This window comes from Streptomyces sp. NPDC042346, from assembly GCF_055581845.1.
The window spans coordinates 131,001-152,790 of the sequence record NZ_JBVJEH010000004.1; the positions used below are offsets into that span (position 1 = coordinate 131,001).

Here is a 21,790-nt window from a genome sequence, read left to right on the forward strand (position 1 = left end):
AGGCCAACCCGTCGCAATGGGAGGTGATCCCGTGGCCGACCCGATCACGGACGCCGACCGAGCAGCAGTGCGCCGGCTGCACGCCAAGGGCAAGTCCCGTAACCAGATCGCCCGCGAACTCGGCCGCGGTGCCGCCACCGTCTCGAAGATCGCCGCCGCCGAGGGACTCTCGTTCTCGGGCGGGGCGCGTGTCGCCTCCGCCACCGATGCCCGCCGAGCAGATGCTGCGGTGCGGCGCGAGCAGCTCGCCGACGACGCCCTCGACGGGGCCCTCGCTCAGATCGAGCGAGTTGGCGAGGCCGACTCCGCACGAGACGCTCGCGACTACGCCACCGCCGCGCGAGCACTGACCGAGGTACACGCCAAGGTCGCCGAGCTCACCCGCAACACCAAGGCAACGAGCGCCGGCGGGATGCTCGACCGCCTCGCCGACGCGCTGCTCGGGCCGCCCGGAGATGACGCCGACGGGGGGTGATCCCCTCGGCCGGACATCTCTCCGACAAGCAACTGCGCTCGATCCGCGAGGCCACGCGCCGTATCAACTTGTGGCACGGCTCGGTGCGTAGCGGCAAGACGATCTCGTCGCTGCTGCGCTTCCTGCTCGCCGTCCGGCGAGCGCCGGCCTCGGGGTTGATCCTGATCGTGGGCCGGTCACTCGCCACGATCGAGCGGAACGTGATCGAGCCGCTGCAAGATCCCGAGTTGTTCTCGGACACCGCGGCCGAGGTCCATCACACCCGCGGCGCGACAACGGCTTTGATCCTCGGCCGAGTCGTGCACCTGATCGGTGCGAGTGACTCTCGATCCGAGGGCCGACTGCGCGGTCTGACCGCGTCCGTCGCGTACGCCGATGAGGTCACGCTGCTGCCGGAAGCGTTCTTTACGCAGCTACTCGCCCGACTCAGCGTCGACCGCGCCCTCTTGATCGGAACCACGAACCCGGACGCGCCGCGGCACTGGCTCAAGATGAAGTACCTCGACCGGCAGCACGAGCTCGACCTCGCTTCCTGGCACTTCAAGCTCGCCGACAATCCGGCGCTGCCACCGTCGTACGTCAAGGCACTGTCCGCCGAATACACCGGTCTGTGGCGGCGCCGGATGATCCTCGGCGAGTGGGTCGTCGCCGAGGGCGCGATCTACGACATGTACGACGAGCAGCAGCACGTCGTCGACGAGCTGCCCGAGATGCGCCGCTACTGGGCCGGCGTGGACTACGGCACGAGCAACCCTTTCGTGGCAATCTTGCTCGGCCTCGGCGCCAACGGCCGGCTGTACGCGGTGAGCGAGTGGCGACACGACGCCCGCGCCGTACACCGGCAGATGACCGACGCGCAGTACAGCCGCGCCGTCCGCGAGTGGATCGCCGAGCAGGGCGTGCGGCCCGAGTGGACGTTCATCGACCCGAGCGCGACGAGCTTCTCGACTCAGCTTTGGGCCGACGGATACCCGAACGTCGCCCGCGCCAACAACGCCGTATTGGACGGCATCCGCAGCGTGGCGAATGCGCTCGACGCTGGCCGGCTACTGATCCATCGCTCGTGCGAGGGGCTGCTCGCCGAGTTCTCCACGTACGTATGGGACGACGCCGCCGCGGCCCGCGGTGAAGACCGCCCCGTCAAGCAAGACGATCACTCGCTCGACGCGCTGCGATACGTGGTGCACAGCACCGTCCATGAGTGGCGCGGCCTACTCGTCTGACCCCTCCCCCGTTCCCGCCCGGTGCGCTGCGCCGCGCCGCGGACCCGAGCACGTCGAGGGGGTGATCGAGTGCCCCGTTCACTGACCGACCGGTTCCTCGACAAGGTCACCCCTGGGCCCCTCGGCTGCTGGGACTGGACAGCCCACATCAAGCCCAACGGCTACGGGCAGATCAAGGTCGCCGGACGCCCGCAGTACGCGCACCGCGTCGCCTACGAGCTCGTACGGGGCCCAATTCCCCGCGGACTCGTGATCGACCACCTGTGCCGCCGCCGACACTGTGCGAACCCCGACCACCTCGAAGTGGTCACCACCCGAACCAACATCCGCCGCGGAATCAGTCCGGCCGCCCGCCGCGCACGCCAAACGCACTGTGCCCGCGGACACCGATTCGACCAAGCGAACACGTACCGCGCCCCGAACGGCACCCGGCACTGCCGGCCGTGCGCCGCGCAGCGTGCCCGGGTACGACGGGGGGTGAGCTGTGCCGCTTCCTGACAACGGGGTGCCGTGGCCGCCGCCCAGCCTCGCCCGGCACTACGCCGAGATCAAGGTCGACGACGCTTGGTACTCCGGCGACCGAGACCGGCTCGCCGCCGTCTACCGCAACGCCCCGCAAGGCCACGACGGCCGGCGCCGGCTGTGGGGGCGCGAGCGCGCCGCGCAGCCCGGGACGCCTGATCACCGGCTACACATTCCCCTGCCCGGAGACATCGCGACCGCGAGCGCTGATTTGCTGTTCGCCGAGCCTCCCGAGCTCACCGTGACTGACACACCCACGCAGGACCGACTCGTCGAGCTCGCCGAGTCCGACGGCATCGCGAACACCCTGCTCGAAGCGGCCGAAGTCGCCGCCGCGCTCGGCGGCGTCTACCTACGCGTCACGTGGGATCGCTCGCTCGTCGGCCGGCCGCTGCTCACCACCGTTCATCCCGACGCCTCTATGCCGGAATGGCGATGGGGGCAGCTCGTCGCCGTGACCTTCTGGCGCGAGCTCGCCTCGGATTCGGTCACTGTATGGCGGCACCTTGAACGGCACGCCCCGGGCCGGATCGAGCATGGGCTCTACCAGGGCTCGCAGGACAGCCTCGGAGTGCGGGTGCCGCTCATCGAGCACCCGGAGGTCGCCGCCCTCGCCGATTCACTCGGCCCCGAGGGCGACGCGATCGAGACCGGTATCGACCTGCTGACCGCCGCCTACTGCCCCAACATCCGCCCCCACCGGAAGCACCGCGGATCGCCGTTCGGCCGGTCCGACTTCAACGCTCCCCTATACGACCTGTTCGACGCGCTCGATACGACGTGGTCGAGCTGGATTCGCGACCTGCGACTCGCCCGCGCACGGCTGCTCGTGCCCGACGGATACCTACGGGACCACGGACCGGGCCGCGGCGCATCGTTCGACGACGACCGCGAGATTTGGACGCTGCTCAACATCCCGCCGACCGAGCAGGGCGGCGCCGGAATCACGCTGAATCAGTTCGCGATCAGGGTCGACGAGCACGAGCGCACCTCGACCGCTATCACCCGGCAAGCTGTGATGAGCGCCGGATACTCCGCGGCGACGTTCGGGCTCGGCGACCAGGGCGCCGCGGTCACCGCGACCGAGGTACGGGCGCGCGAGCGAAAGAGCATGGTCACCCGAGGCAAGAAGGTGAGGTACTGGTCGCCGCCCGTCGCCGACATGCTGCACGTCCTGCTGCTGCTCGACAGGGCACTGTTCACGCCGCGAATCGTGCCCGAGCGGCCGAGTGTGGCGTTCGGCGACTCGATCACCGAAGACACGTCCTCGCTCGCACAGACCCTTTCCCTACTCCAGCAGGCGCAGGCGGTCTCAGCCGAAACCAAGGTTCGGATGCTGCACCCCGAGTGGGACGCGGCAGACGTGCAGGCCGAGGTCGACCGCATCAACATCGAGTCGGGCGCAGCAGTGCCCGACCCGATGCAGAGCGGACAGCTCGTCTAGTTGGCGACCGGCCACCCGACGAACTTGTCTCCGTCCTCGTAGATGAGGGTCATACCGCCGGCCTCGACCAGGTCGCAGAGATCATGGTCGGGGCACTCCGGAAGCAGGACCACGAGATGATCAGGCTTGGGGGTGATGTGCCGCCGGTAGTCGATGAGCTGCCCTATGGCCATTCGGATGGCGTTGCGGCTGATGTTGCCCTTGATCTCGTACAGGGCGTTATCGGTTGAGTCGAACAGGTCAGTGAAGAAGGTGGAGTTCAGCCCCTCAACACGGATCTTGATCCGGTCGACGCTGTGCCCCTGCCCGGTCAGGAAGGCGAGGAACCGGTCGCTCAACTCTGCTTCCCGCCGCTTGACCTCGACCCCTTCGGTCGGCTTGCGCGTGATCTTCTTCCCGCTGTTGGCTTCGGGCTTGATCGTCTCGCTCGTCGTGGCCTCGGCAGGCTTGAGCTCAAGCGCCGCGAGAGCCGGGTCGCTGATCGGCGTCGCCGGCACCTTCGTGGTGACCGTCTCGGGGGCAATCGGAACGAAGTCCTCGGGTGCCTGCTCAACACCGGCCACGGGCCGCAGGCGAAAGACGTACACCCACCGCATTTCCTGTTCCGAGTCGAGAACCTGGCGCATCACAAAGGGGTCGTCTGCGTCGAGCACGAACTCGCCGACGTAGCGATGCGTCCGTGCCCCGGTCGTTCCGCCGCCGACATACCCGACCGCGATGAAGAGGTGCAGAGCTCGACCATCTTCCACATGGCGCAGGACCGACCCGTTGTTGCCGCTCAAGGTTTGGTCGCCGCGGGTCCCCTGCCCGGTGTACTCAAAGATCGGGCCCGACTTGTCTTCCTCAGCGAGCCAACCGTCTTGATAGCCAAAGTCCTTGGCGCTCTCGTGATCGGTGAACAGCAGGATGTTGTCGGTCGTGCGTGACGGGATGATTCCGCCCTGCGGGCCGCCACCGAAGATCGCTTTCAGCTCCGCGCGCGTCCTGACGTCGCCGGGCTTGATCTGCACAGAGGTCATAGCACGACCGTACCGGCGACCGCTGACAACCCATGTCGTGCTGTACCGCTGCTGAGGTTGCCGACCGAACGGGGTAGGACGCCAACACCAGCGCGAAAGATTGAGCCACGCACCAGAGATTTTCAGCCAAACACAGAACGAGCTTTCCGGGATTCCAACAAACCACCTCTTGGTTAACTCAATATCCAGAGAGACAAACGAGGTTCAGCAAGAGGCGCAGGTCAGCCGCGCAACATTTCCCGAATAGCCCGTTTTGGGTGGGGAAAGTACCTTACTACCCTTTTGTCGAAATTCGATAGAAATTCATTCTCCGCGGCCGTTTATGCAGGTCAGCGGGCGTTTGCGCTGCCGAGAGGGCCGCGCCCATGCTCAGCGCCATGGACATCACCACCAGCGTGATCATCGCCGCTTTTGGCACTCTCGGGCTCTCGATCACCCTCACGGCCGCAACGCTGCGTCAGCTTCCTGATCTCATCAACGCGTTTCGGGAGGTACGGCGATCCCTGCGGCAGGGATCGGCCGACGGCACTAACGACGCTGAGGGCTAACGCACAGCGGGGCCGGGGGTGACATGGGTGTTCACCCCGGCATGGCCGAGGATCTCTCGGCCGCCGTCCGCGACCTGTACGCGGACGGCGAGCAGCGCCTGCTCGGCATCGTCGCGCGGCAGCTCGCCGACGGATTCGACGCCCCAGGGTGGGCCGTTGCCAAGTTGCGCGACGTCCAGTCGCTGCGGCGGGCGGCAAAGGGCGTCGTCGACGCGCTCGGAACCGCCCTTGATCTTGAGGTGTTCTCGGCCGTGACCGAGGCCTACGAGATCGGGGCGCGGGCCGGCCTTGCCGAGCTCGGCGCCCTCTCCGAGGGCGACGCCCGCCGAATCACGGACAGCACCCCGAACACCCGAGCCGTTGATCGGCTCGCCACCGAGACGATCGAGCTCGTCACCGAGACGCACCGCGGCATCCTGCGCGGTGTCGAGGACGGATACCGACAGGTGATCAGCGAGGTATCGGCGACGCCGCTACTCGGGATCGACACCCGGCAGCAGGCCACGCAGCGCGCCCTCGAAAGGTTCGCCGACCGGGGCTTGCGGACGTTCGTCGACAAGGGCGGGCGCGCGTGGCAGATGACGAGCTACGCCGAGATGGCAGTGCGGACCGCCGTCGGGCGGGCCGCGGTCGAGGCGCACGGCGACAAGCTGCGCGCCGCCGGCGTCTCACTCGTGATCGTCTCCAACGCCCCCCACAACTGCGATCTTTGCGACCCATTCGAGGGCAAGGTGCTTGCGCTCGACGGACCGGGCGGCGCCCGGACGATCGAGGTCGAGCATGCCACCGACGACAACCGCACGGTGCAGGTACACGTCGCCGGATCGCTCGACGACGCCCGCCGCTCCGGGCTGCAACACCCCAACTGCCGACACAGCACGAGCGCCTATCTCCCCGGCGTCAGCCGGGCGCCGGTCGAGCACTCCGAGGACCCCGCCGGCTACGAAGCAACGCAACGGCAGAGGGCGATCGAGCGCGCCATCAGGAAGTGGAAGAACCGCGCCGCCGTCGCCGCGACGCCCGAGGCCAAGAAAGCGGCCGAAGCGCGAGTGCGGCAGTGGCAGGGCCGGATGCGCGATCACCTCGCGCAGCACCCCGAACTCATCCGCCGCCGCGAGCGCGAGCAGCCCGGCGCGAGCAACCTCCCGCCGGACGGCGGCACCGCGGGCCGCCCCGGTACCCCGAGCGGCCCGGGGGCGGACCCGTTCGAGGCCGCGCGCGTACGAGCGGGCGACGACCGCACGCTGCCCGAAATGACCGACGAGCAGCTCGGCGCCGCGCTGCGGCCCGGGGTGCTCGACGAGCGCGACCGGGACCGGATCACCGCCGAGGCAGACCGCCGCGACGAGCAGGCGCTGCTCGACCGCATCCGCCCCGGCGGACGCATGGTCGACAGCCTCGCCGAGTTCAGCGACGACGAGCTCGCCCGCGTCGCGCTGCACCTCGACGACGACGGTCTGCTGCGCGTCATGGCCGAGGCCGACCGCCGAGACGTCGACGCCGCCATGCCCGGAGTGCGGGCCGACTTGCTCGGGATGTCCGAGCAGGCTCTCGCCACCCGGGCGCGGCACGTGCCCGAGGACCGTCCGGCGATCGGCGCCGAGATCCACCGGCGCCGCCTGCTCGACTCCCTGTTTCCGGGCGGGCGCCTCGCCGACGATCTCTCCGAGCTCGGCGACGATCTGCTCGTGTGGGGCATCCGCTACGCCTCCCCGGCGGACGCCGAGCGGATCGCCGGGGAGATCGACCGCCGGCACCCGCCCGCCCCGCCACCACCCGCGGCCGGCGCGACGGTCGCCGACACCCTCGCCGCGCGGGACGCCCTCGACGACGCGATGTACCCGATCCGCCTCGATGACTCTCCCCCGGCGGACCCCGACGAGTGGGGGCCGTACGGGGCGGACGTCGAGCGCGGCCCGGACGGCACCGAGCACATGTCCGCCGTCGAGCGGTGGGCGTACGAGCGCGAGCTCTCCGACCGGGCGGCGCGCGAGGCGTACAGCCGCGAGGAGATTCGCGAGATGTACGCCGAGCACGTATACGTGCAGTGGCTCGCCGCCGAGGACGCGACCCGAGGACACATGCTGAACCGTCGCGCCGAGGCCGCCGGCGTCGACCCGCGCAGCCTGTTCTCGGGCCCCTCCCACGTCGCGTACGCGAGGGCGAGCGAGGACCTGATCAGGTTCTGGGAAGACGTCTCGCCGCGGCTGACCCTCGCCGAGTTCACCGAGCAGGTGACCGGCGTCCGTACCGGCGCCGGCGAGACCGCCCGGAACGCACGCGAGAACCAGCGCAGCAAGTTCTAGGGGGTGATCGCTTGGGATTCCGCGAGGACGCCCTACGAGCTCGGCAGGCCGGTCTCGCCGCCGCACGAGCCGGACACCCGCCGACCGTCTGCCCCCGCTTCACCGACCCCCGGCTGACCGCGGCATGGGTACGCGGCTATGGAAAGGCACAGCTTAGGTCCGGTAGCTGACAGGTCCGGAACCCACCTCGTGCGGCGCTGTGTTAGATGTACGTCCATGTATCTCGCGAGCGCGTTCTACGAGTCCGGGACCTTCTGGACGGCGGCTGGTGTAGCCATAGCCGCAGCGGTCGGCATCGGAACTATCTGGGTGACTCACCGCGTTGGGACTGCGGGCAAGCGGCTGGACATCGGAATCCGGCGGGTGACGGCGCTGATTCAAGCACCCACGGGGGTGCGCGATGACCTGGAGTTGCGACACCAGGGAAGGGTTGTGGCGGCTCCCCAGATCGTGGAAGTAGCCCTTTGGAATCGCGGGCGACGGGATATCACGCGTAACGACTACGACAACAGCAGCCCCATTCGTCTAGAGTTCGGCGCTCCCATCATCTCTGTTCTCCAGGCGACGAGTTCGTCGAGTCATAACTCTGCCCCGACCCCAACGATCGCTGGTTCTACCTTGGAGTTTGGGCCAGCCCTCATCAAGGTGGGGCAGCGCCTCAGCTACTCGCTACTTGTCGATGGCTCAGACGTACAACTGACGAGTAACGCACCATTGGTCGATGTGAGGATTCGCGACCTGCGCGCCGATGACGCACCTCACACTCGCTCGTTTCACCTAAAGCAGATGCTCTTCATCGCCCTCCTGCTCGGAGTTGCCAGCCTCGTGCAGGAGTACGGCCCGAAGATCTGAAAGCTCTTCTGTCCCACACTGCGGCCCGCTCATGGCGGGCCGTTTTTCATGCCCGCACGACACCCTCGGAGGGCCAAGCACTCATGCCCGAGCACATCCGCGACACCCTGCCGGTGCACCCGCGCACCGGCGACCGCGCCCTCGGCCACCGCCGCGACGGCCGCCCGATCTGGCCCATCAAGGGCGGCTCGGGCGAGGGCGGCGACCCGAACCCCGCCCCGCCGTCGGGCGACCCGAACCCCGCGCCCGGTGCGCCGCCGGCCACCGATCCGGCCGCCGAGCAGCAGCTCGCCGAGGCCAACAGCCGCGCCGAGACGGTCATGGCCGAGCGCGACGAACTGCGCGCCGCTCTCGACGCCGTGACCCGGGCGCTCAACCCGAACGGCGGCGAGAGCAAGCAGGACCCCGCCGCCCTGGCCGCCGCCGTCGCCGAGCGCGACCGGCTGCTCTCCGAGCACGCCGCCGAGCTGCGGACCGCCCGGGTCGAGCTCGCCGTCGCCCGAGTCGCCGCCGACGAAGGGGCGCGCGGCGACCGCCTGCTCAACAGCCGCTCGTTCCTCGCCTCGGTCGCCGAACTCGACCCGCTCGACAGTGGGTTCACCGACAAGCTCACCGCCGCGATCAAGGCGGCCGTAGACGCCGACCCCGACCTCTACCGCGCCACCCCGGCGCCGCCGCGCGGGGGCGGCGAGTTCAACGGTCCGCCCGCCGGCGAGCGGCGCGCGACCACCCTGCACGACGCCGTCGCCGCCCGCATGACCAGCGGCTGACCAGCCAAGGAGAATCGATTTGCCTACCTCCCTCGCCGAGGCTCGGAACAACGCAACCGACGACCTCGACCTGACCGTGATCGACGAGTTCCGCAAGAGCTCGGACATCCTCGACCGACTCACCTTCGACAACAGCGTCAACCCGACCGGCGGCGGCGACACCCTGACCTACGGATACCGGCGCCTGATCACGCAGGCGAACGCCGAGTTCCGACAGCTGAACAGCGAGTACACCCCGGCCGAGGTCACCACGCAGCGCTACACGGTCGATCTCGTGCCGCTCGGTGGCTCGTTCCGAGTCGACCGGGTGATCTCCCGCATCGGCGCATCAGCGTCCGGCGCGGTCGCGCTCAACATGTCCCAGAAGATCAAGGCGGCCCGCTCCAAGTTCGCCGACGCCGTGATCAACGGCGACAAGGCCACGGACACAGCCGGATTCGACGGGCTCTCGAAGATCCTCACGGGCACCGACACCGAGTACCTGCCGCTCGCGAACGGGGTCGCGTCCGGGTTCCTCGACTGGACGTCGATCAACGACAAGGCCGGCGCGCTCGCCGCACAGCGCCACATCGACTCGTGGCTCGCCACCATGGACGACACCCCTGATGTGATCTACGGCAACCGCAAGACGCTCGCACTGTTCAAGGCCGTCGCCGCGTGGACCGATCAGATCGACAAGTCCACGGACGCGTTCGGCCGCCCGGTCGTCGCGTACAACGGCATCCCCCTGGTGGACCTCAAGAGCAAGGCCGGCTCGAACGCCGACGTGATCGGGCTCGTCACCCGCGACCCCGACGGCGCCGGGACCGGTGGCAACGTGACCGGGCTCGGCGACCTGTACGCGATCAGGTACGGGCTCGATGGGTTCCACGGGGCCTCGGTCGCGTCCGTCCCGCTCGTGCAGACGTGGCTTCCCGACTTCAACAGCTCTGGCGCGGTCAAGCTCGGCGAGGTCGAGATGGGGCCGCTCGCCCCGGTCCTCAAGGCAACCAAGGCCGCTGCCGTCCTACGCAACATCAAGAGCGCGTGATGCCCATGAACGTGCGCATCACCGCCCCCGTCAGCGACTACACCGGAGACGGCCCCGGCGGTCTCCGCTTCACCGACGGCACCGCCGTCACGGACGACATCGCGATCATCGGCTACTGCCAGGGAGCCGGATACGACGTCGAGCCCCTCGACGACGACCCGCCGGGCGAGACGCCCGACACCGAGCCGGACGGCCCGCCAGACGACAAGTCGGCGGGCCGTTCCGGTTCCCGGCGCGCAAGGGGGTGACCTTGGCCCGACAGCCCTACACCACCCCCGAGGCCCTCGCCGTTTGGCTCGGCGCCCCTGCCCCGGTAGACGCCGAGCGGCTGATCGCGCGGGCGGGCGAGGACATCGACTCGGCCCTGCTGACCGCGATCTACCCGGTCGACGACGACGGCGACCCGACCGATCCCGAGATCTCCGCCGCGCTCAGCTCGGCGACGTGCGCGCAGGTCGAGTTCTGGCTCGCCGCCGGCGACGACGGCACCGGGGCGCAGGGCCGATGGGACTCGGTCTCGATCGGCCCCGTCAGCCTGTCCGGCCGTGCCGCCTCAACAGCGGGCGCGTCCGGCGTCGAGCTCGCCCCGCGCGCGGCCCGCGCGCTGCTGCGTGCCGGTCTCACCCCGGGTGAGGTGCAGCAGTGGTAACCCGAGTACCGCCGTCCCTGCTGCGGCACCGGGTCGGCGTCGAGACCTACCTCGGCGACGGAGCGTACGGCCCAACGTACGGGCCGCTCGTCGAGCATCCCGCGCTCGTCGGCGAGGCCGTGCGCATGGCGCGCGCCGCCGACGGCCGCGAGGTCACGAGCACCGCGCAGATCATCGCCGCCCCCGGTCTGGGCTGTCCGGCGGGGTCGCGCGTGACGCTGCCCGGCGGCCGGATCACGACAGCGATCAGTTCGGCAGTACACACCGCCCCGGGCCTACCGGTCCCCGCATCCACAGAGGTGATGTGCGAATGAGCCGCGCCCGACTGCGCTGGAACGGCACTGCCGCCTCGGACACGATCCGCGAGGCCGCGGCCCGGGGTCTGCTGCTCGGCGCCGAGCACGTCCTCGCCGCGAGCCGGCAGCGCGTGCCGATCGCCGAGGGCACCCTCGAACGCTCGGGCGCGACATCGGTTGACGAGCAGCAGATGACCGCCGCCGTCAGCTACGACACCCCGTACGCGCGCAGGGTCCACGAGGACATGACAGCCCGGCACGCGCCCGGCCGCTCCGCCAAGTTCCTTGAGGGCGTTCTGCCCGAGACGGCGGGCGAGGTGCAGGCGTTGATCGCCGCACAGGTTCGGCGGGCACTGCGCTAGGTCTCATCAATCGGCATCGCGGTGAACCACCGCTTCATGAAGTCTCGGCCCTTTGCGGTCAGCAGGATTCCCGACTCGTTCAACTCCGCCTGACCGGGGTCGTCGGCGTCGAACTCAACGAGTCCGTCCTCTTCCAGATCGTGCACCATCCAACCCATCGCACTGGGGATGGCGAGGGCCACCCCCTCAATAACCCGCGTGTAGAGGAATCGCAGCACCTGGCGCTCGATGTCGGAATAGCGATGGTTGAGCACGTCAAGGTTGCTCTTGTACTGGAGCATCGACCGCTTGTCGATGTCACCACGGTCGAAACGTGCGTGGCACGTCGGACACAGCGCGATCAAGTTCTCGAACGTGTGCTCTTTGACTTTGACCCACGGGCTGATGTGAGCCAGATCGACCGGCACCTGTCTGCACGTCGGGATCGCGCACCGATGCCCTGCTTCCACAAGTACCGCACGTCGCAGCGCTGTTGGGATATCTGGTCTGCCTTGAGCCATGCCGCCGAGCATAGGCACCACCTAGGACATCACTGCTAATGACCTACACCGTCGACCTGCTCGACGGTCTCGCTCGCCTGCTCTCCGCTGCCGGCGTCGGCGTCTACCGGCCCGACGGCGTGTACGCGGCGGGCGAGACCGCGATCACGATCGCAGCCCTTCCGCCCGCTCCTGACCGGTGTATCTGCCTCGCCGCCTACCCGGTCGCCGACTCCCCGGTGCTGACCGACACGACCACCGGGATTCAGGTCCGCACCCGCGCGGGCGCGGACCCGCGCGAGGTCGACGCCCTCGACGACCAGGTGCACGAGCTGCTGCACGGCAGCGGCCCGCACCGGTTCGGGGCCGTCCCCGTGCAGCTCGTCATTCGCGTCTCGGCCGCCCCGATCGGCACCGACGCCTCGGGCCGCTGGGAGCGGACCGCCAACTTTCACGTTCGCGCCCACCGGGCGCACCCCAACCTCGAATAGGAGGCGCCCACTTGAGTACACCGACGCCCCCGGCCGAGACCGTAACCGCGCTCGCGCGCCGGTACCGCCTTGAACTGGATATGGGCACGACTCCCGGTACCCCGCTGTGGACGCTCGTCCCCGGGATCACCGAGTTCACACCGAAGATCGAACCGACTCAGCAGGAAGTCACGACCTACGACGCCGAGGGATGGAGCGAGCAGGCCGTGACCATGCTCGCGTGGTCCATCGAGACCACCCTCGCGCACCGCGCCCACCCGACGACCGGGGTATTCAACGCGGCGCAGGAAGCGCTCAGGAAGGCGTCGCGCTCGTTCGGCGCCAAGAGCTATGTACGGGTGCGGTACTTCGACCGCAACGGAGCCGACGATGCACAGGAAGGTTCGGCGCTGGTCACGTGGGAGCCCGACGGGGGCGGCCCGGATGAGGTCGACACGATCAAGGTCACCTTGACCGGCTCGGGCCCGCTCGTCGAGATCACGAACCCGCTCGCCGGCGGCGGTACGTTCGCCGCCGCCGAGGCGAAGACGCTCAAGGCGGGTGATGCCTGATGGCTTTCGAGGAACTCGACGAGCTACTCGACGAGCGGCTCGAACTGCCCGTCGCCGGAAAGCTCTACACCGTGCCCGCGCCGTCGGCCGAGATCGGTCTGCGCACGCAGGCACTGATCAACGCCGCCGCCGTGGCGGCCGACGGCGGGAAGGCCGACGAGCAGGTGCTCGGCGACGCCGCCGAGCGCGACCTGTACCGCGAGGTACTGGGCCCCGCCCATGACGAGATGGTCGCCGACGGCGTGAAGTGGCCCGCACTCAAGCACTGCGCGATCACCGCCATGGTGTGGATCGCGCAGGACAAGGGCGCCGCCGAACGCTACTGGAACGCGGCCGGCGACCCTTCTCGACTGGCCCCGAATCGGGCAGCTCGCCGGAACCGATCGGGTGCGGCGAGCTCGACCCCGACTCGGGGCTCTACGAGTGGTACGAGTACCCGCCCGGCACCCGCCCGCGCAAAGGCCAAGAAGGGCCGCAAGCCTCACTGACGTGGGCGCAGATCCTCGCCGAGTGGCCGCTCGTCGAGGCCGATCTGCACGAGATCTACGGCATCGACCTAGGCGCCCCGGGCCTGCTGCGCGCCCGGTCCTGGCGGTGGCTGCGGGTGCGCATCCTCGCCCTGCTCTCCGCCGAGTCCCGCCTCGCGCGAGTCCTCACCTCTCCGCCCGAGCCCTCCCCCACGGGAGCCACGCACAGCAGGAGGTGAGGCCCCATGGCACTCATGGTGGGCGAACTCGCCGCCGCGGTCACGATCGACGACTCGGGCGCCGACGCCGGGATGAACCGCGCCCGCGCGGCAGTGCAGGCGGGCGGCGACCGCATCGCCGCCGAGGCCGATCGCGCCGGTGAAGCTGCGGGCGACGCCCTCGGCGACGGGCTCGCGGAGGGTGCGGCCGATGGTGCCGAGCAGGCGAGTTCCGGCATGGGTACCGCCTTGAAAGGCTTCGCCGCCGCAGCGATCGGCGGCGCGATCGGCGGCGCCCTCATGGCCGGGGTCGGGAAGGCCCTCGAACAGGGCAAGATCCCGGGGCAGCTTGAGGCGCAGCTCGGCGCGACCGGTCCGGTCGCCAAGCAGTACGGCCAGGTCGCGGGCGATCTCTACGCGGGCGCGATCGTCGACTCGGTCGAGGAAGGCGCCGAGATCATCAAGGGGGTTGCCCGAAACGGCCTGCTCCCTCCCGAAGCAACTCAGGGACAGGTCAAGGCGCTTGCGACTCAGGTCGCGAGCGCCGCCTCGGTCATGGGCGAGGACGTCGGCCGAGTGTCTCGTGCGGTCGGCACGATGATGAAGAACGGCCTTGCCGACTCGGCGCAGGAAGCGCTCGACGTACTCGTCAAGGGTTCGCAGAACGGCGTCGACGTCGCCGAGGATTTGCTCGATACATTTTCCGAATATCCGACGGAATTTCGGCAGCTCGGCCTCGACGCTCAGACGTCGATGGGTCTTTTGCAGCAGGGCCTCAAGGGCGGCGCGCGCGACGCCGACACGGTCGCCGACAGCCTCAAGGAATTCACCTTGATGGCACAAGGAATGGGCGAGACGACAGCGACCGCCTTTACCGATCTCGGCCTTTCCGCCGAGCAGATGCAAAAGGTCTTCCAGACCGGTGGACCGGAAGCGGCAAAGGCGCTCGATCAAGTCCTCGACCGGCTGCGCAACGTCAAGGACCCCGCCAAGCAATCCGAGATCGCGCTCGGCCTTTTTGGAACCAAGGCCGAGGATATGCAGCGCGCGATGTATTCTCTCGATCCCTCCAGTGCCGTTAAGGCGCTGGGCGACGTCAAGGGCGCGACGGACGCCGCCGGCGACGCGATGCACGACAACGCCGCGACCAAATTCGAGGCGTTCAAGAGGGGCATTGAGCAAAAGGTCGTCGGGGTCCTCGGCACCTATCTGGTTCCGGCTCTTGAGGTGGCGGCCGGTGTCCTCGGCACCCTCGGCGGGGCGTTCAGCTCGTCCGCCGGGTGGATCTCCGAGCACTCGACGGCGCTCTCGATCGCCGCCGGTGTGATCACCGTCCTGATGATGCCGACGCTTGTCGCGCTCGGTATCACGGCGTGGACGACGACGACCGCCGTCGTCACAGGCTGGGCCACACAGACAGCGGCGGGTGCCACCGCAGCAGCACGGTTCGTCGCCCTCAACGCGACGATGCTCGCGGGGTGGATCGCGCAGGGCGCGGGCGCCGCCGCGGCTGCTGTGCGGGTGGTCGCGGCATGGGTGCTCATGGGGACGCAGTCCCTGATACAGGGTGCCCGGATGGCTGCGGCGTGGCTGCTCGCCATGGGCCCGATCGCGCTCGTGATCGCCGCCGTGGTCGGCATCGTGGCGTTGATCGTCGCCAACTGGGACACGATCGTGTCCGCCACAAAGGCGGCGTGGGATTGGGTGTGGGGAAAGCTCAAGGAAATCGGACAGGCAATCCTCGACTTTTTCCTCAACTGGACTTTGGTCGGTCTCATCATCAAGCATTGGGATTCGATCAAGGCCGGAACGCTCCGCATCTGGAATGCCACGGTCGATTGGGTCAAGGGAATCCCGGGCCGGATCGTCGACTTTTTCCTCAACTGGACTTTGGTCGGCCTGATCATCAAGCATTGGGATTCGATCAAGTCGGGCACCGCTCGTAAGGCCGGTGAAATGCTCGCGTGGGTGCGAGGACTTCCCGGCAAGATCGCGGGCTATTTCGGCGATTTCGGCTCGATGCTCTACGACAAGGGAAAGGATCTGATCAAGGGTCTTTGGAGTGGCATCAAGGGCATGGGCTCATGGCTCAAGTCGACCTTGATGTCTTGGGCCAAGGATTTGATCCCCGGACCGATCGCGAAAGCACTCGGTATCAAATCGCCGTCGCGGCTCATGCGCGACAAGATCGGAAAGTTCATCCCCGCTGGAATCGTCGAGGGCATCAAGGCGGGTGCGCCCGCCGTCGACCGCACGATGCGCAAGCTCGTCTCGGTCCCCGCCGCCCCGCAGTTCGCCACCGCCGGGGCGTCAGCCAACGGAATTCCTTCTAAGGGTGGTTGGGGCCCGACGGTCCACATCGAGAACTGGCACGCCGGTGCGGCGACGGCCGATCAGACGGCCGCCGCGCTCGCGTGGCAGGCCAAGGCGAGGGGGTGACCAGTTGGCCCCCGGTGATCTGGTTACCCTCCCCGGACACGTGCAGTTCGGCGACCTGCTGCTCGGCCCCCGCACCACCTACGGGTGGGAGTCCCTGACCGGGTGGGAGGAGACACCCGCCTACGACTCGGGAAGCGTCAACCGCTCCGACGCCCACGGCGCCTACCCCGGCCGGCTGCTCGCCGAGCCGAGGACGATCACCCTCGACGGCGTCGTGATCCGCACCGAGCCGGGACGCATGAGCACCGCCGTGCGAGCCCTGTCCGCCGCGACGGCCCTTCGCGACGACGAGCAGCCCCTCGTGATCAAACTCGACGACTCCCCGCCGCTGCTCTCGTGGGCCCGGTGCATCCGGCGAACCGTGCCGGTCGGCACGGGCGGTTACGCGATCGGTGTCGCCATCGGCGGCGCGATGCAGTTCGAGGCGAGTGACCCGCGCCGGTACGACCTGATCGAGCGGGTCGCCCCCGGGCGTCTTCCGTCGTCCGAGCCGGGCCTCGGCTGGCCGCTCGGCTGGCCGCTCGGGTTCGGCGAGCCCGGGTCGACCGGCGCACTGTCCGTGTCGAACCTCGGCGATGCGGACACGCACCCGGTTGTCGAGTTTCGAGGTCCCGTCGAGCGTCCGTCCCTGACCCGCATCGAGACCGGCGACACGCTCGAATACGACCTACCGCTCGCGGCCGGCGACGTGCTCGCCGTCGACACCCGCGCGGGCACCGTCACCCTCAACAGGACCGCCTCGCGGCTCTACACCGCGACCGCGCGCAGCGTGCCCGAACAGACATGGACGCTGCCGCCCGGCACGTCGACCCTCGCGTTCCGCGCGGCCCCCGGCAGCACCGACCCAACAGCTTCCGTCACCGTGCGCTATCGCTCGGCCTACTGGTAAGGAGGTCCCGCCCGTGACCGTGCGCCCCGCATGGCTCCTGCCCACCGGGCAGACCCGAGAAGACACCCGCCTCGCCCCTCTGGGGACGTACACCCCCGAGACGGAACTGCGCACCCGAGACGGCGTGATCCCCGGCGGCGCGCCGTTCGCCGCCACCGGCGCCGGCGCGATGGCGCTACAGATCGCCCCCGGCCGCGCCGTCGTACAGGGCACCACCCCACAGGGCGCCTACCCGGTCGCCCTCGACGCCCCGCAGACCGTGACGATCACCGACGGCGAGGCTCAGTTCACCCGCATCGACACCGTGGCGCTGCGGGTGCTCGACCAGCTTTTCGACGAGCACGGGCAGAACCTCGCCCGTATCGAGGTGTTCATCGGCGAGGCCACCGCCACCCCGAGCCCGCCGATCCTCCCCCCGGCATGTCTGCGACTGTGGGACATCCGGGTACTTCCGGGCACCTCGGCGGGCGTCGGCGGCATCAACTGGTCGAGCCACCTCACCGATCGCCGCCGGTACACCGTCGCGGCGGGCGGCATCCCACCCGGCGGCACCGCCGCAGACGCCGGCGCGTACGACGGCCAGTACGCCGACCACGACGGGCAGCTCATGCGCTGGTCTCAGACCACCGCATCGTGGCGGCCGGTCGTCGAGCGGCATTACGTGTCGACGGTCAAGAGCAACACGTACAACGTGCCCGCGAACAGCTACATCAAGATTCAGTGGACCGGCACCGACGCCATGTCGACCACCGGCATGTGGTCGTCGGCTGCCACGACCCGTGTCACGGCACCGGTCGGCGGACTGTACGTCGTCTACGCACATCAGGTGTGGCCGAACGGAGCGACGCAGGCCCGCGCCCGCGTCCAGATCAACAACGCCGGTGACGTCCAGCTCAGCTACCTGCCGTCGTCGTCGGGCGGGCAGGGCCACGGCTCTGCCCGCCCGATCGTCCTCGCGGCGGGCGACTACATCGAGATGTCCCTGTGGTCCGGTGCGGCGCTCAGCAACGTGCCCGGCAGCTACAGCAAGTTGGGCTTGCAGTGGATCGGACCGGCGTGACGGCGACGGGCTATCGGCTGCTCTTCTGCGATCTGCGCGGCGATCAGGTGCTCGACTCCCTGCCCGTACAGGGCATGTCCCTTGACGACTACATCGGCAAGACCGGCCGCATGACCGGCACGGTGCCGATCCCTAACCGTGCCCTCGCGGAACGAGCCCGCCGCGCTCTGGTGCCGGGGCGTACCGGCGTGTGGGTCGAGCGCGGTCGCGATCTGTGGTGGGGCGGCATCCTGTGGACGCTCGCCCTCGCCAGCGACAGCCGCGGCCGGCTCGGCGCACAGATCCAAGTCGGGGGGTGGGAAAGCTACCTCTATCGCCGGTACCTGTATCAGACGCACGTCGCCGAGGGTGTCGACCAATTCGACATCGTGCGGGATCTCGTCGACTACGCCCAGGACGCCAAGGGCGGTGACATCAGGATCACGTACGACACGCACACGTCCGGGGTCACACGTGACCGCACGTATCTGCGTTTCGACCTACCGAGCGTCGGTGGTCTGCTCGACGACCTGGCCGCCACCGAGGACGGGTTCGAGTGGCGCATCGCGTCGTTCCGCGACACCGACGGGCGTCGGGTCAAGCGGCTGCAACTCGGGCACCCCGTCATTCGTTCCGGGGCATCCGACATAGTCCTCGACCACCCCGGCCCGGTGCTCACCTACACGTGGCCCGTCGACGCCACCACGAAAGCGAACGTGTGGCAGTCCCGGGGCGCAACCATCAACCGGAACCAAGCTGCGGACTCGTTCCCGCTCATGTCACCGCTCCTGGTCGACGACGACGATCTCACCGCCGGATGGCCGCGCCTCGACGGGTCGAGCGATCACACCACCGTCGAGCGGCAGACCACCCTCGACGCCCACGCTCGCGCCGACTGGACGGCGGCCCGCACCCCGGTGCAGATCCCCGAGGTCGAGGTGCTGCTCGGCGGAGCGATCACGCCCGCCCTGCTCGGCTCGACAATCCGGCTCCGCATCCGCGACCTGTGGCACCCCGACACCCTCGACGCCCGATACCGCGTCGTCGGCGTCTCCGTCACCCCACCCGAACGCGGCCGTCCCGAGACGGCCAAGTTGTTCTTGGAGGTTCCTTAGTGCCGTTCGTTCCGCAGGATCTGCTCGACCGCCTCAACAAGGTCGAGAGCGAGGTACGGCAGCTACGCGGGAGGGCGCAGATGCGCCCCCGCATGGACCAGATCTCAAACGGAAGGGTGGTCATCGCCGAGGGCGGATCGTTGGAAGTCCTCGCCCCCGACGGCACCGGTCTGGTCGGGGTCGGAGCTTTCTCCGACTGGTGGAATCACCCGGACGGGAGCAAGCAGCAGGGCGTCGTCATGCAGCGCGAGGACGGCACGACAGCTTTCAGTATTCGGGCCTTCCCCGACGCCGGCCTCGGCGGCGCGGGGACTCAGGCCGTGGGCATCTGGGATCGCACCGGGCATCACGTGATCAGTGACGACACGACGTCCGGTCGCGGAATCGGCTCGCCGGCCCTGCCCATGCCGTTTCAGCCGCTCCCGCCCGCGAACGAAGTCATCACCACGAGCTCGTTCGTGGGTTGCTGGTTCGCGTCCATCCAGGCGCACAACCCGGTCGCCACGCTGCAACTCGAATTCGCCGCCGCACCCGGCGCGACGTGCGAGATCAAGGTGCAGTACCGGCTCGCCAGTGAGGCGAGCTGGTCCGACATCCAGACCGATTCCGTCGCCGCCCCCGCCAACGCCGGTGCGCTGGTCAGCAAGACCGCTTGGTACACGTTCCCCCTCGACCGCGCCGAGTTCGAGCAGCTCGTGTTCGTCCGGATTCAGGGCCGCCAGAAGGCAGGCACCGACGGCGTGCGCGTGTCCTGTCTCGGAGGGTTCACCCGGCGGACCTACTCGCGCAGCGAGGTACCCGACCCGCCCGTGCAGGCGCTCGCCGCGGCCCGCGCGTTCACGGCCGACGCCGACGACACCACCGGTCCCGAGCAGGGCGTCGACCTCCCGGTGCAGCCCCCGCCGTTCCCGCAGGCCCCGCCGAAGGAGGGCACCGCCGATGCTTCCTGACACCATCCCCACCGTGACCGTGCGCGGCCGGTTCCTCGCCCCGAACGGCGTCCCGCTGTCCGGGGCGATCGTCTTTCGCGCCCCGGCCCAACTCACCTTCCCGCAGGCCGACGTGATCCTCGGCGGCCCGGTGACCGTGCAACTCGACGCGCAGGGCGCGTTCGAGGTCACGCTGCCCGCCACCGACGCCCCCGACATGGACCCGTCCGGATGGGCGTACATCGTGACCGAGCAGCTCGCCGGAATCCCCGTGGGCCGCTCGTACAACGTCCTCTTGCCCCGGGCGCAGACCGAGGTCGACCTCGCCGACATCGCCCCGACCGACCCCACGAAACCGAACTACGTCGGTGTGCCGGGGCCGACCGGCGCCCCCGGCCCGAAGGGAGACAGCGGCGAACCCGGAGCGACCGGCGCCCCCGGCCCGAAGGGAGATAGGGGCGATCCCGGGGCGGCCGGCACCGCCGGACCAAAGGGAGACAGGGGCGATCCCGGGGCGACCGGCACCCCCGGCCCGAAGGGAGACAGCGGCGATCCCGGGGCGACCGGCGCCACGGGACCGGCCGGCGTCGTCCAGTCGGTCAACGGGAAGAGCGAGGCGGCCGTCGTACTGAGTGCGGCCGACGTCGGCGCCCTCGCCGCGAGCGCCGCCGGGGCGGCGGGCGGGGTCGCGTCCCTCGGCCCCGACGGGAAGGTGCCCGCTGCGCAGCTCCCGCCGCTTTCGGGCGGCGGCGCGGTCGACTCGGTCAACGGCAAGACCGGCGTGGTCGTGCTCGCCGCCTCGGATGTCGGCGCGCTCGACCTGGCCGCGGCCGACGCCCGTTACGTACGGCCGTCGGGCATCCCGGTGACCTCGGTCGCGGGCAAGACCGGCGCGGTCACCCTCGCCGCCGCCGACGTCGGCGCCGAGGCGGCCGGAACTGCCGTTCTGCTCACCGGCAATCAGACCGTCGCGGGCGCCAAGACGTTCAGCAGCGTGCCGTCGAGCTCGGCCGCGCCAACCGCCGACACCCACCTCGCGCGGAAGTCGTACGTGGACGCGCTCGGCGGGGGCGAGTTCCGAGCGAGCGACCTCGGTCTGCTGACGTGGGCGTTCGACCCCGCCGTCGGGCACTCCGCCCCGCTCTATCCCGGGTCGGGCCCGATTCGGGTCACCGCCGTCTACCTGCGGTCGCCGGTGTCCGTGGCCAAGATCGCGTGGCACTTCGGCGGGTATGCCGGCGGGCTCACCACCGGCTCGTGGGCCGCGCTCTACAACTCGTCCGGAACCCGGGTCGCGCAGACCGCCGACCTGTCGACCGCCGGGGTCGAACCCGCCGAGGTCCACAACTCCGGCGGCGCGACTGTCTCGGTCCCGCTCACCGCCGCCTACTCCGCCGCCGCCGGTCTCTACTACGTCGCGTGGCGCTTCCAATACAACGCGACCACCGGCGACGGCCCGATGATGCTCGTCGCCGAGTCGAGTTTCGGCTCGCCGCCGAACGTCTTCGGCCTGACCGCCGTCCGCAGGTTCGGCTCGTACGCGACCGGCGGCGCGACCGCCCCCGCCTCGCTCACCCTCGCCTCGATGGAGAACGGCAGTAACCGCTTCTGGGCGGCGCTCGCCTGATCGCCCGCCCCGCCACACCGCGCCCCGTGCCCGACGGCCGGGGCTTTTTC

The 21,790-nt window shown here is 69.5% G+C and carries 25 protein-coding genes; 23 read left to right on the plus strand and 2 right to left on the minus strand.

Features of this window, described 5'->3' with window-relative positions; all coding sequences use genetic code 11:
* Positions 1–31 precede the first annotated feature (31 nt).
* The 4 genes from ACZ6K0_RS18385 to ACZ6K0_RS18400 all read left to right on the plus strand — a co-directional run bounded on the left by ACZ6K0_RS18385 (position 32) and on the right by ACZ6K0_RS18400 (position 3,664).
* Complete coding sequence (locus tag ACZ6K0_RS18385) at positions 32–475, plus strand: helix-turn-helix domain-containing protein (RefSeq protein ID WP_469230790.1); 444 nt, start codon at positions 32–34, stop codon at positions 473–475.
* Positions 472–1,698 carry a PBSX family phage terminase large subunit gene (locus ACZ6K0_RS18390; RefSeq protein ID WP_469230792.1) on the plus strand — a complete coding sequence of 409 codons (1,227 nt, stop codon included), beginning with the start codon at positions 472–474 and terminating at the stop codon, positions 1,696–1,698. Before ACZ6K0_RS18385 ends, ACZ6K0_RS18390 begins: the two co-directional genes overlap by 4 nt.
* 69 nt (positions 1,699–1,767) lie before the next feature.
* Positions 1,768–2,196 (plus strand): HNH endonuclease signature motif containing protein, encoded by a 429-nt coding sequence (locus tag ACZ6K0_RS18395; RefSeq protein ID WP_469230794.1) that lies wholly within the window; start codon positions 1,768–1,770, stop codon positions 2,194–2,196.
* On the plus strand, positions 2,183–3,664 hold the full coding sequence (locus tag ACZ6K0_RS18400; RefSeq protein ID WP_469230796.1) for a phage portal protein: 1,482 nt from the start codon (positions 2,183–2,185) through the stop codon (positions 3,662–3,664). Before ACZ6K0_RS18395 ends, ACZ6K0_RS18400 begins: the two co-directional genes overlap by 14 nt.
* On the opposite strand, the gene ACZ6K0_RS18405 is transcribed toward ACZ6K0_RS18400, so the two are convergent.
* Positions 3,661–4,683, minus strand: coding sequence for an SRA domain-containing endonuclease (locus ACZ6K0_RS18405; protein WP_469230798.1), 1,023 nt, complete (start codon positions 4,681–4,683; stop codon positions 3,661–3,663). The genes ACZ6K0_RS18400 and ACZ6K0_RS18405 overlap by 4 nt on opposite strands.
* Positions 4,684–5,060: 377 nt before the next feature.
* Between ACZ6K0_RS18405 and ACZ6K0_RS18410 the strand changes: the two genes are divergently transcribed.
* The 10 genes from ACZ6K0_RS18410 (at position 5,061) to ACZ6K0_RS18455 (ending at position 11,496) form a co-directional block, all read left to right on the plus strand.
* A complete protein-coding gene (locus ACZ6K0_RS18410; protein WP_469230800.1) occupies positions 5,061–5,231 on the plus strand; it encodes a hypothetical protein in 171 nt (56 codons plus the stop codon).
* 41 nt (positions 5,232–5,272) lie between these two features.
* Positions 5,273–7,537 carry a phage minor capsid protein gene (locus ACZ6K0_RS18415; protein WP_469230802.1) on the plus strand — a complete coding sequence of 755 codons (2,265 nt, stop codon included), beginning with the start codon at positions 5,273–5,275 and terminating at the stop codon, positions 7,535–7,537.
* Between the two features lie 11 nt (positions 7,538–7,548).
* Positions 7,549–7,707, plus strand: coding sequence for an Rmf/CrpP fold protein (locus tag ACZ6K0_RS18420; RefSeq protein ID WP_469230804.1), 159 nt, complete (start codon positions 7,549–7,551; stop codon positions 7,705–7,707).
* Positions 7,708–7,753: 46 nt separating this feature from the next.
* The gene (locus ACZ6K0_RS18425) at positions 7,754–8,389 is read left to right on the plus strand and encodes a hypothetical protein (RefSeq protein ID WP_469230805.1); all 636 of its coding nucleotides are present in this window, start codon (positions 7,754–7,756) and stop codon (positions 8,387–8,389) included.
* 83 nt (positions 8,390–8,472) lie between these two features.
* Positions 8,473–9,159 carry a hypothetical protein gene (locus ACZ6K0_RS18430; RefSeq protein ID WP_469230807.1) on the plus strand — a complete coding sequence of 229 codons (687 nt, stop codon included), beginning with the start codon at positions 8,473–8,475 and terminating at the stop codon, positions 9,157–9,159.
* Between the two features lie 19 nt (positions 9,160–9,178).
* Complete coding sequence (locus ACZ6K0_RS18435; protein WP_317876558.1) at positions 9,179–10,189, plus strand: major capsid protein; 1,011 nt, start codon at positions 9,179–9,181, stop codon at positions 10,187–10,189.
* Positions 10,189–10,437 carry a hypothetical protein gene (locus tag ACZ6K0_RS18440; RefSeq protein WP_469230809.1) on the plus strand — a complete coding sequence of 83 codons (249 nt, stop codon included), beginning with the start codon at positions 10,189–10,191 and terminating at the stop codon, positions 10,435–10,437. Before ACZ6K0_RS18435 ends, ACZ6K0_RS18440 begins: the two co-directional genes overlap by 1 nt.
* A gap of 2 nt (positions 10,438–10,439) precedes the next feature.
* Complete coding sequence (locus tag ACZ6K0_RS18445) at positions 10,440–10,838, plus strand: head-tail connector protein (protein ID WP_469230811.1); 399 nt, start codon at positions 10,440–10,442, stop codon at positions 10,836–10,838.
* Positions 10,832–11,152 carry a hypothetical protein gene (locus ACZ6K0_RS18450; protein WP_469230812.1) on the plus strand — a complete coding sequence of 107 codons (321 nt, stop codon included), beginning with the start codon at positions 10,832–10,834 and terminating at the stop codon, positions 11,150–11,152. Before ACZ6K0_RS18445 ends, ACZ6K0_RS18450 begins: the two co-directional genes overlap by 7 nt.
* Complete coding sequence (locus ACZ6K0_RS18455; protein WP_469230814.1) at positions 11,149–11,496, plus strand: hypothetical protein; 348 nt, start codon at positions 11,149–11,151, stop codon at positions 11,494–11,496. Before ACZ6K0_RS18450 ends, ACZ6K0_RS18455 begins: the two co-directional genes overlap by 4 nt.
* Here the strand turns inward: ACZ6K0_RS18455 and ACZ6K0_RS18460 are convergent.
* Positions 11,493–11,996, minus strand: coding sequence for an HNH endonuclease (locus ACZ6K0_RS18460; protein WP_469230816.1), 504 nt, complete (start codon positions 11,994–11,996; stop codon positions 11,493–11,495). The genes ACZ6K0_RS18455 and ACZ6K0_RS18460 overlap by 4 nt on opposite strands.
* Positions 11,997–12,034: 38 nt before the next feature.
* On the opposite strand from ACZ6K0_RS18460, the gene ACZ6K0_RS18465 reads away from it, so the two are divergent.
* The 9 genes from ACZ6K0_RS18465 (at position 12,035) to ACZ6K0_RS18505 (ending at position 21,740) form a co-directional block, all read left to right on the plus strand.
* On the plus strand, positions 12,035–12,466 hold the full coding sequence (locus tag ACZ6K0_RS18465) for a minor capsid protein (RefSeq protein WP_469230818.1): 432 nt from the start codon (positions 12,035–12,037) through the stop codon (positions 12,464–12,466).
* A gap of 11 nt (positions 12,467–12,477) precedes the next feature.
* Positions 12,478–13,017: a phage tail tube protein gene (locus tag ACZ6K0_RS18470; RefSeq protein ID WP_469230819.1), complete on the plus strand. Its 540-nt coding sequence runs from the start codon at positions 12,478–12,480 to the stop codon at positions 13,015–13,017.
* Positions 13,017–13,505 carry a DUF7426 family protein gene (locus ACZ6K0_RS18475; RefSeq protein WP_469230821.1) on the plus strand — a complete coding sequence of 163 codons (489 nt, stop codon included), beginning with the start codon at positions 13,017–13,019 and terminating at the stop codon, positions 13,503–13,505. The genes ACZ6K0_RS18470 and ACZ6K0_RS18475 overlap by 1 nt, the downstream gene beginning before the upstream one ends.
* A 224-nt stretch (positions 13,506–13,729) precedes the next feature.
* On the plus strand, positions 13,730–16,141 hold the full coding sequence (locus ACZ6K0_RS18480) for a phage tail tape measure protein (protein ID WP_469230823.1): 2,412 nt from the start codon (positions 13,730–13,732) through the stop codon (positions 16,139–16,141).
* Between the two features lie 40 nt (positions 16,142–16,181).
* On the plus strand, positions 16,182–17,030 hold the full coding sequence (locus ACZ6K0_RS18485; protein WP_469230825.1) for a phage distal tail protein: 849 nt from the start codon (positions 16,182–16,184) through the stop codon (positions 17,028–17,030).
* Between the two features lie 13 nt (positions 17,031–17,043).
* Positions 17,044–18,090 (plus strand): hypothetical protein, encoded by a 1,047-nt coding sequence (locus ACZ6K0_RS18490; protein WP_469230827.1) that lies wholly within the window; start codon positions 17,044–17,046, stop codon positions 18,088–18,090.
* On the plus strand, positions 18,087–19,184 hold the full coding sequence (locus ACZ6K0_RS18495) for a hypothetical protein (protein ID WP_469576434.1): 1,098 nt from the start codon (positions 18,087–18,089) through the stop codon (positions 19,182–19,184). Before ACZ6K0_RS18490 ends, ACZ6K0_RS18495 begins: the two co-directional genes overlap by 4 nt.
* Positions 19,184–20,134 (plus strand): hypothetical protein, encoded by a 951-nt coding sequence (locus ACZ6K0_RS18500; protein WP_469230829.1) that lies wholly within the window; start codon positions 19,184–19,186, stop codon positions 20,132–20,134. The genes ACZ6K0_RS18495 and ACZ6K0_RS18500 overlap by 1 nt, the downstream gene beginning before the upstream one ends.
* Positions 20,124–21,740, plus strand: a complete 1,617-nt coding sequence (locus tag ACZ6K0_RS18505) for a phage tail protein (protein ID WP_469230831.1) — start codon at positions 20,124–20,126, stop codon at positions 21,738–21,740. The genes ACZ6K0_RS18500 and ACZ6K0_RS18505 overlap by 11 nt, the downstream gene beginning before the upstream one ends.
* The last annotated feature ends 50 nt before the right edge of the window (positions 21,741–21,790 follow it).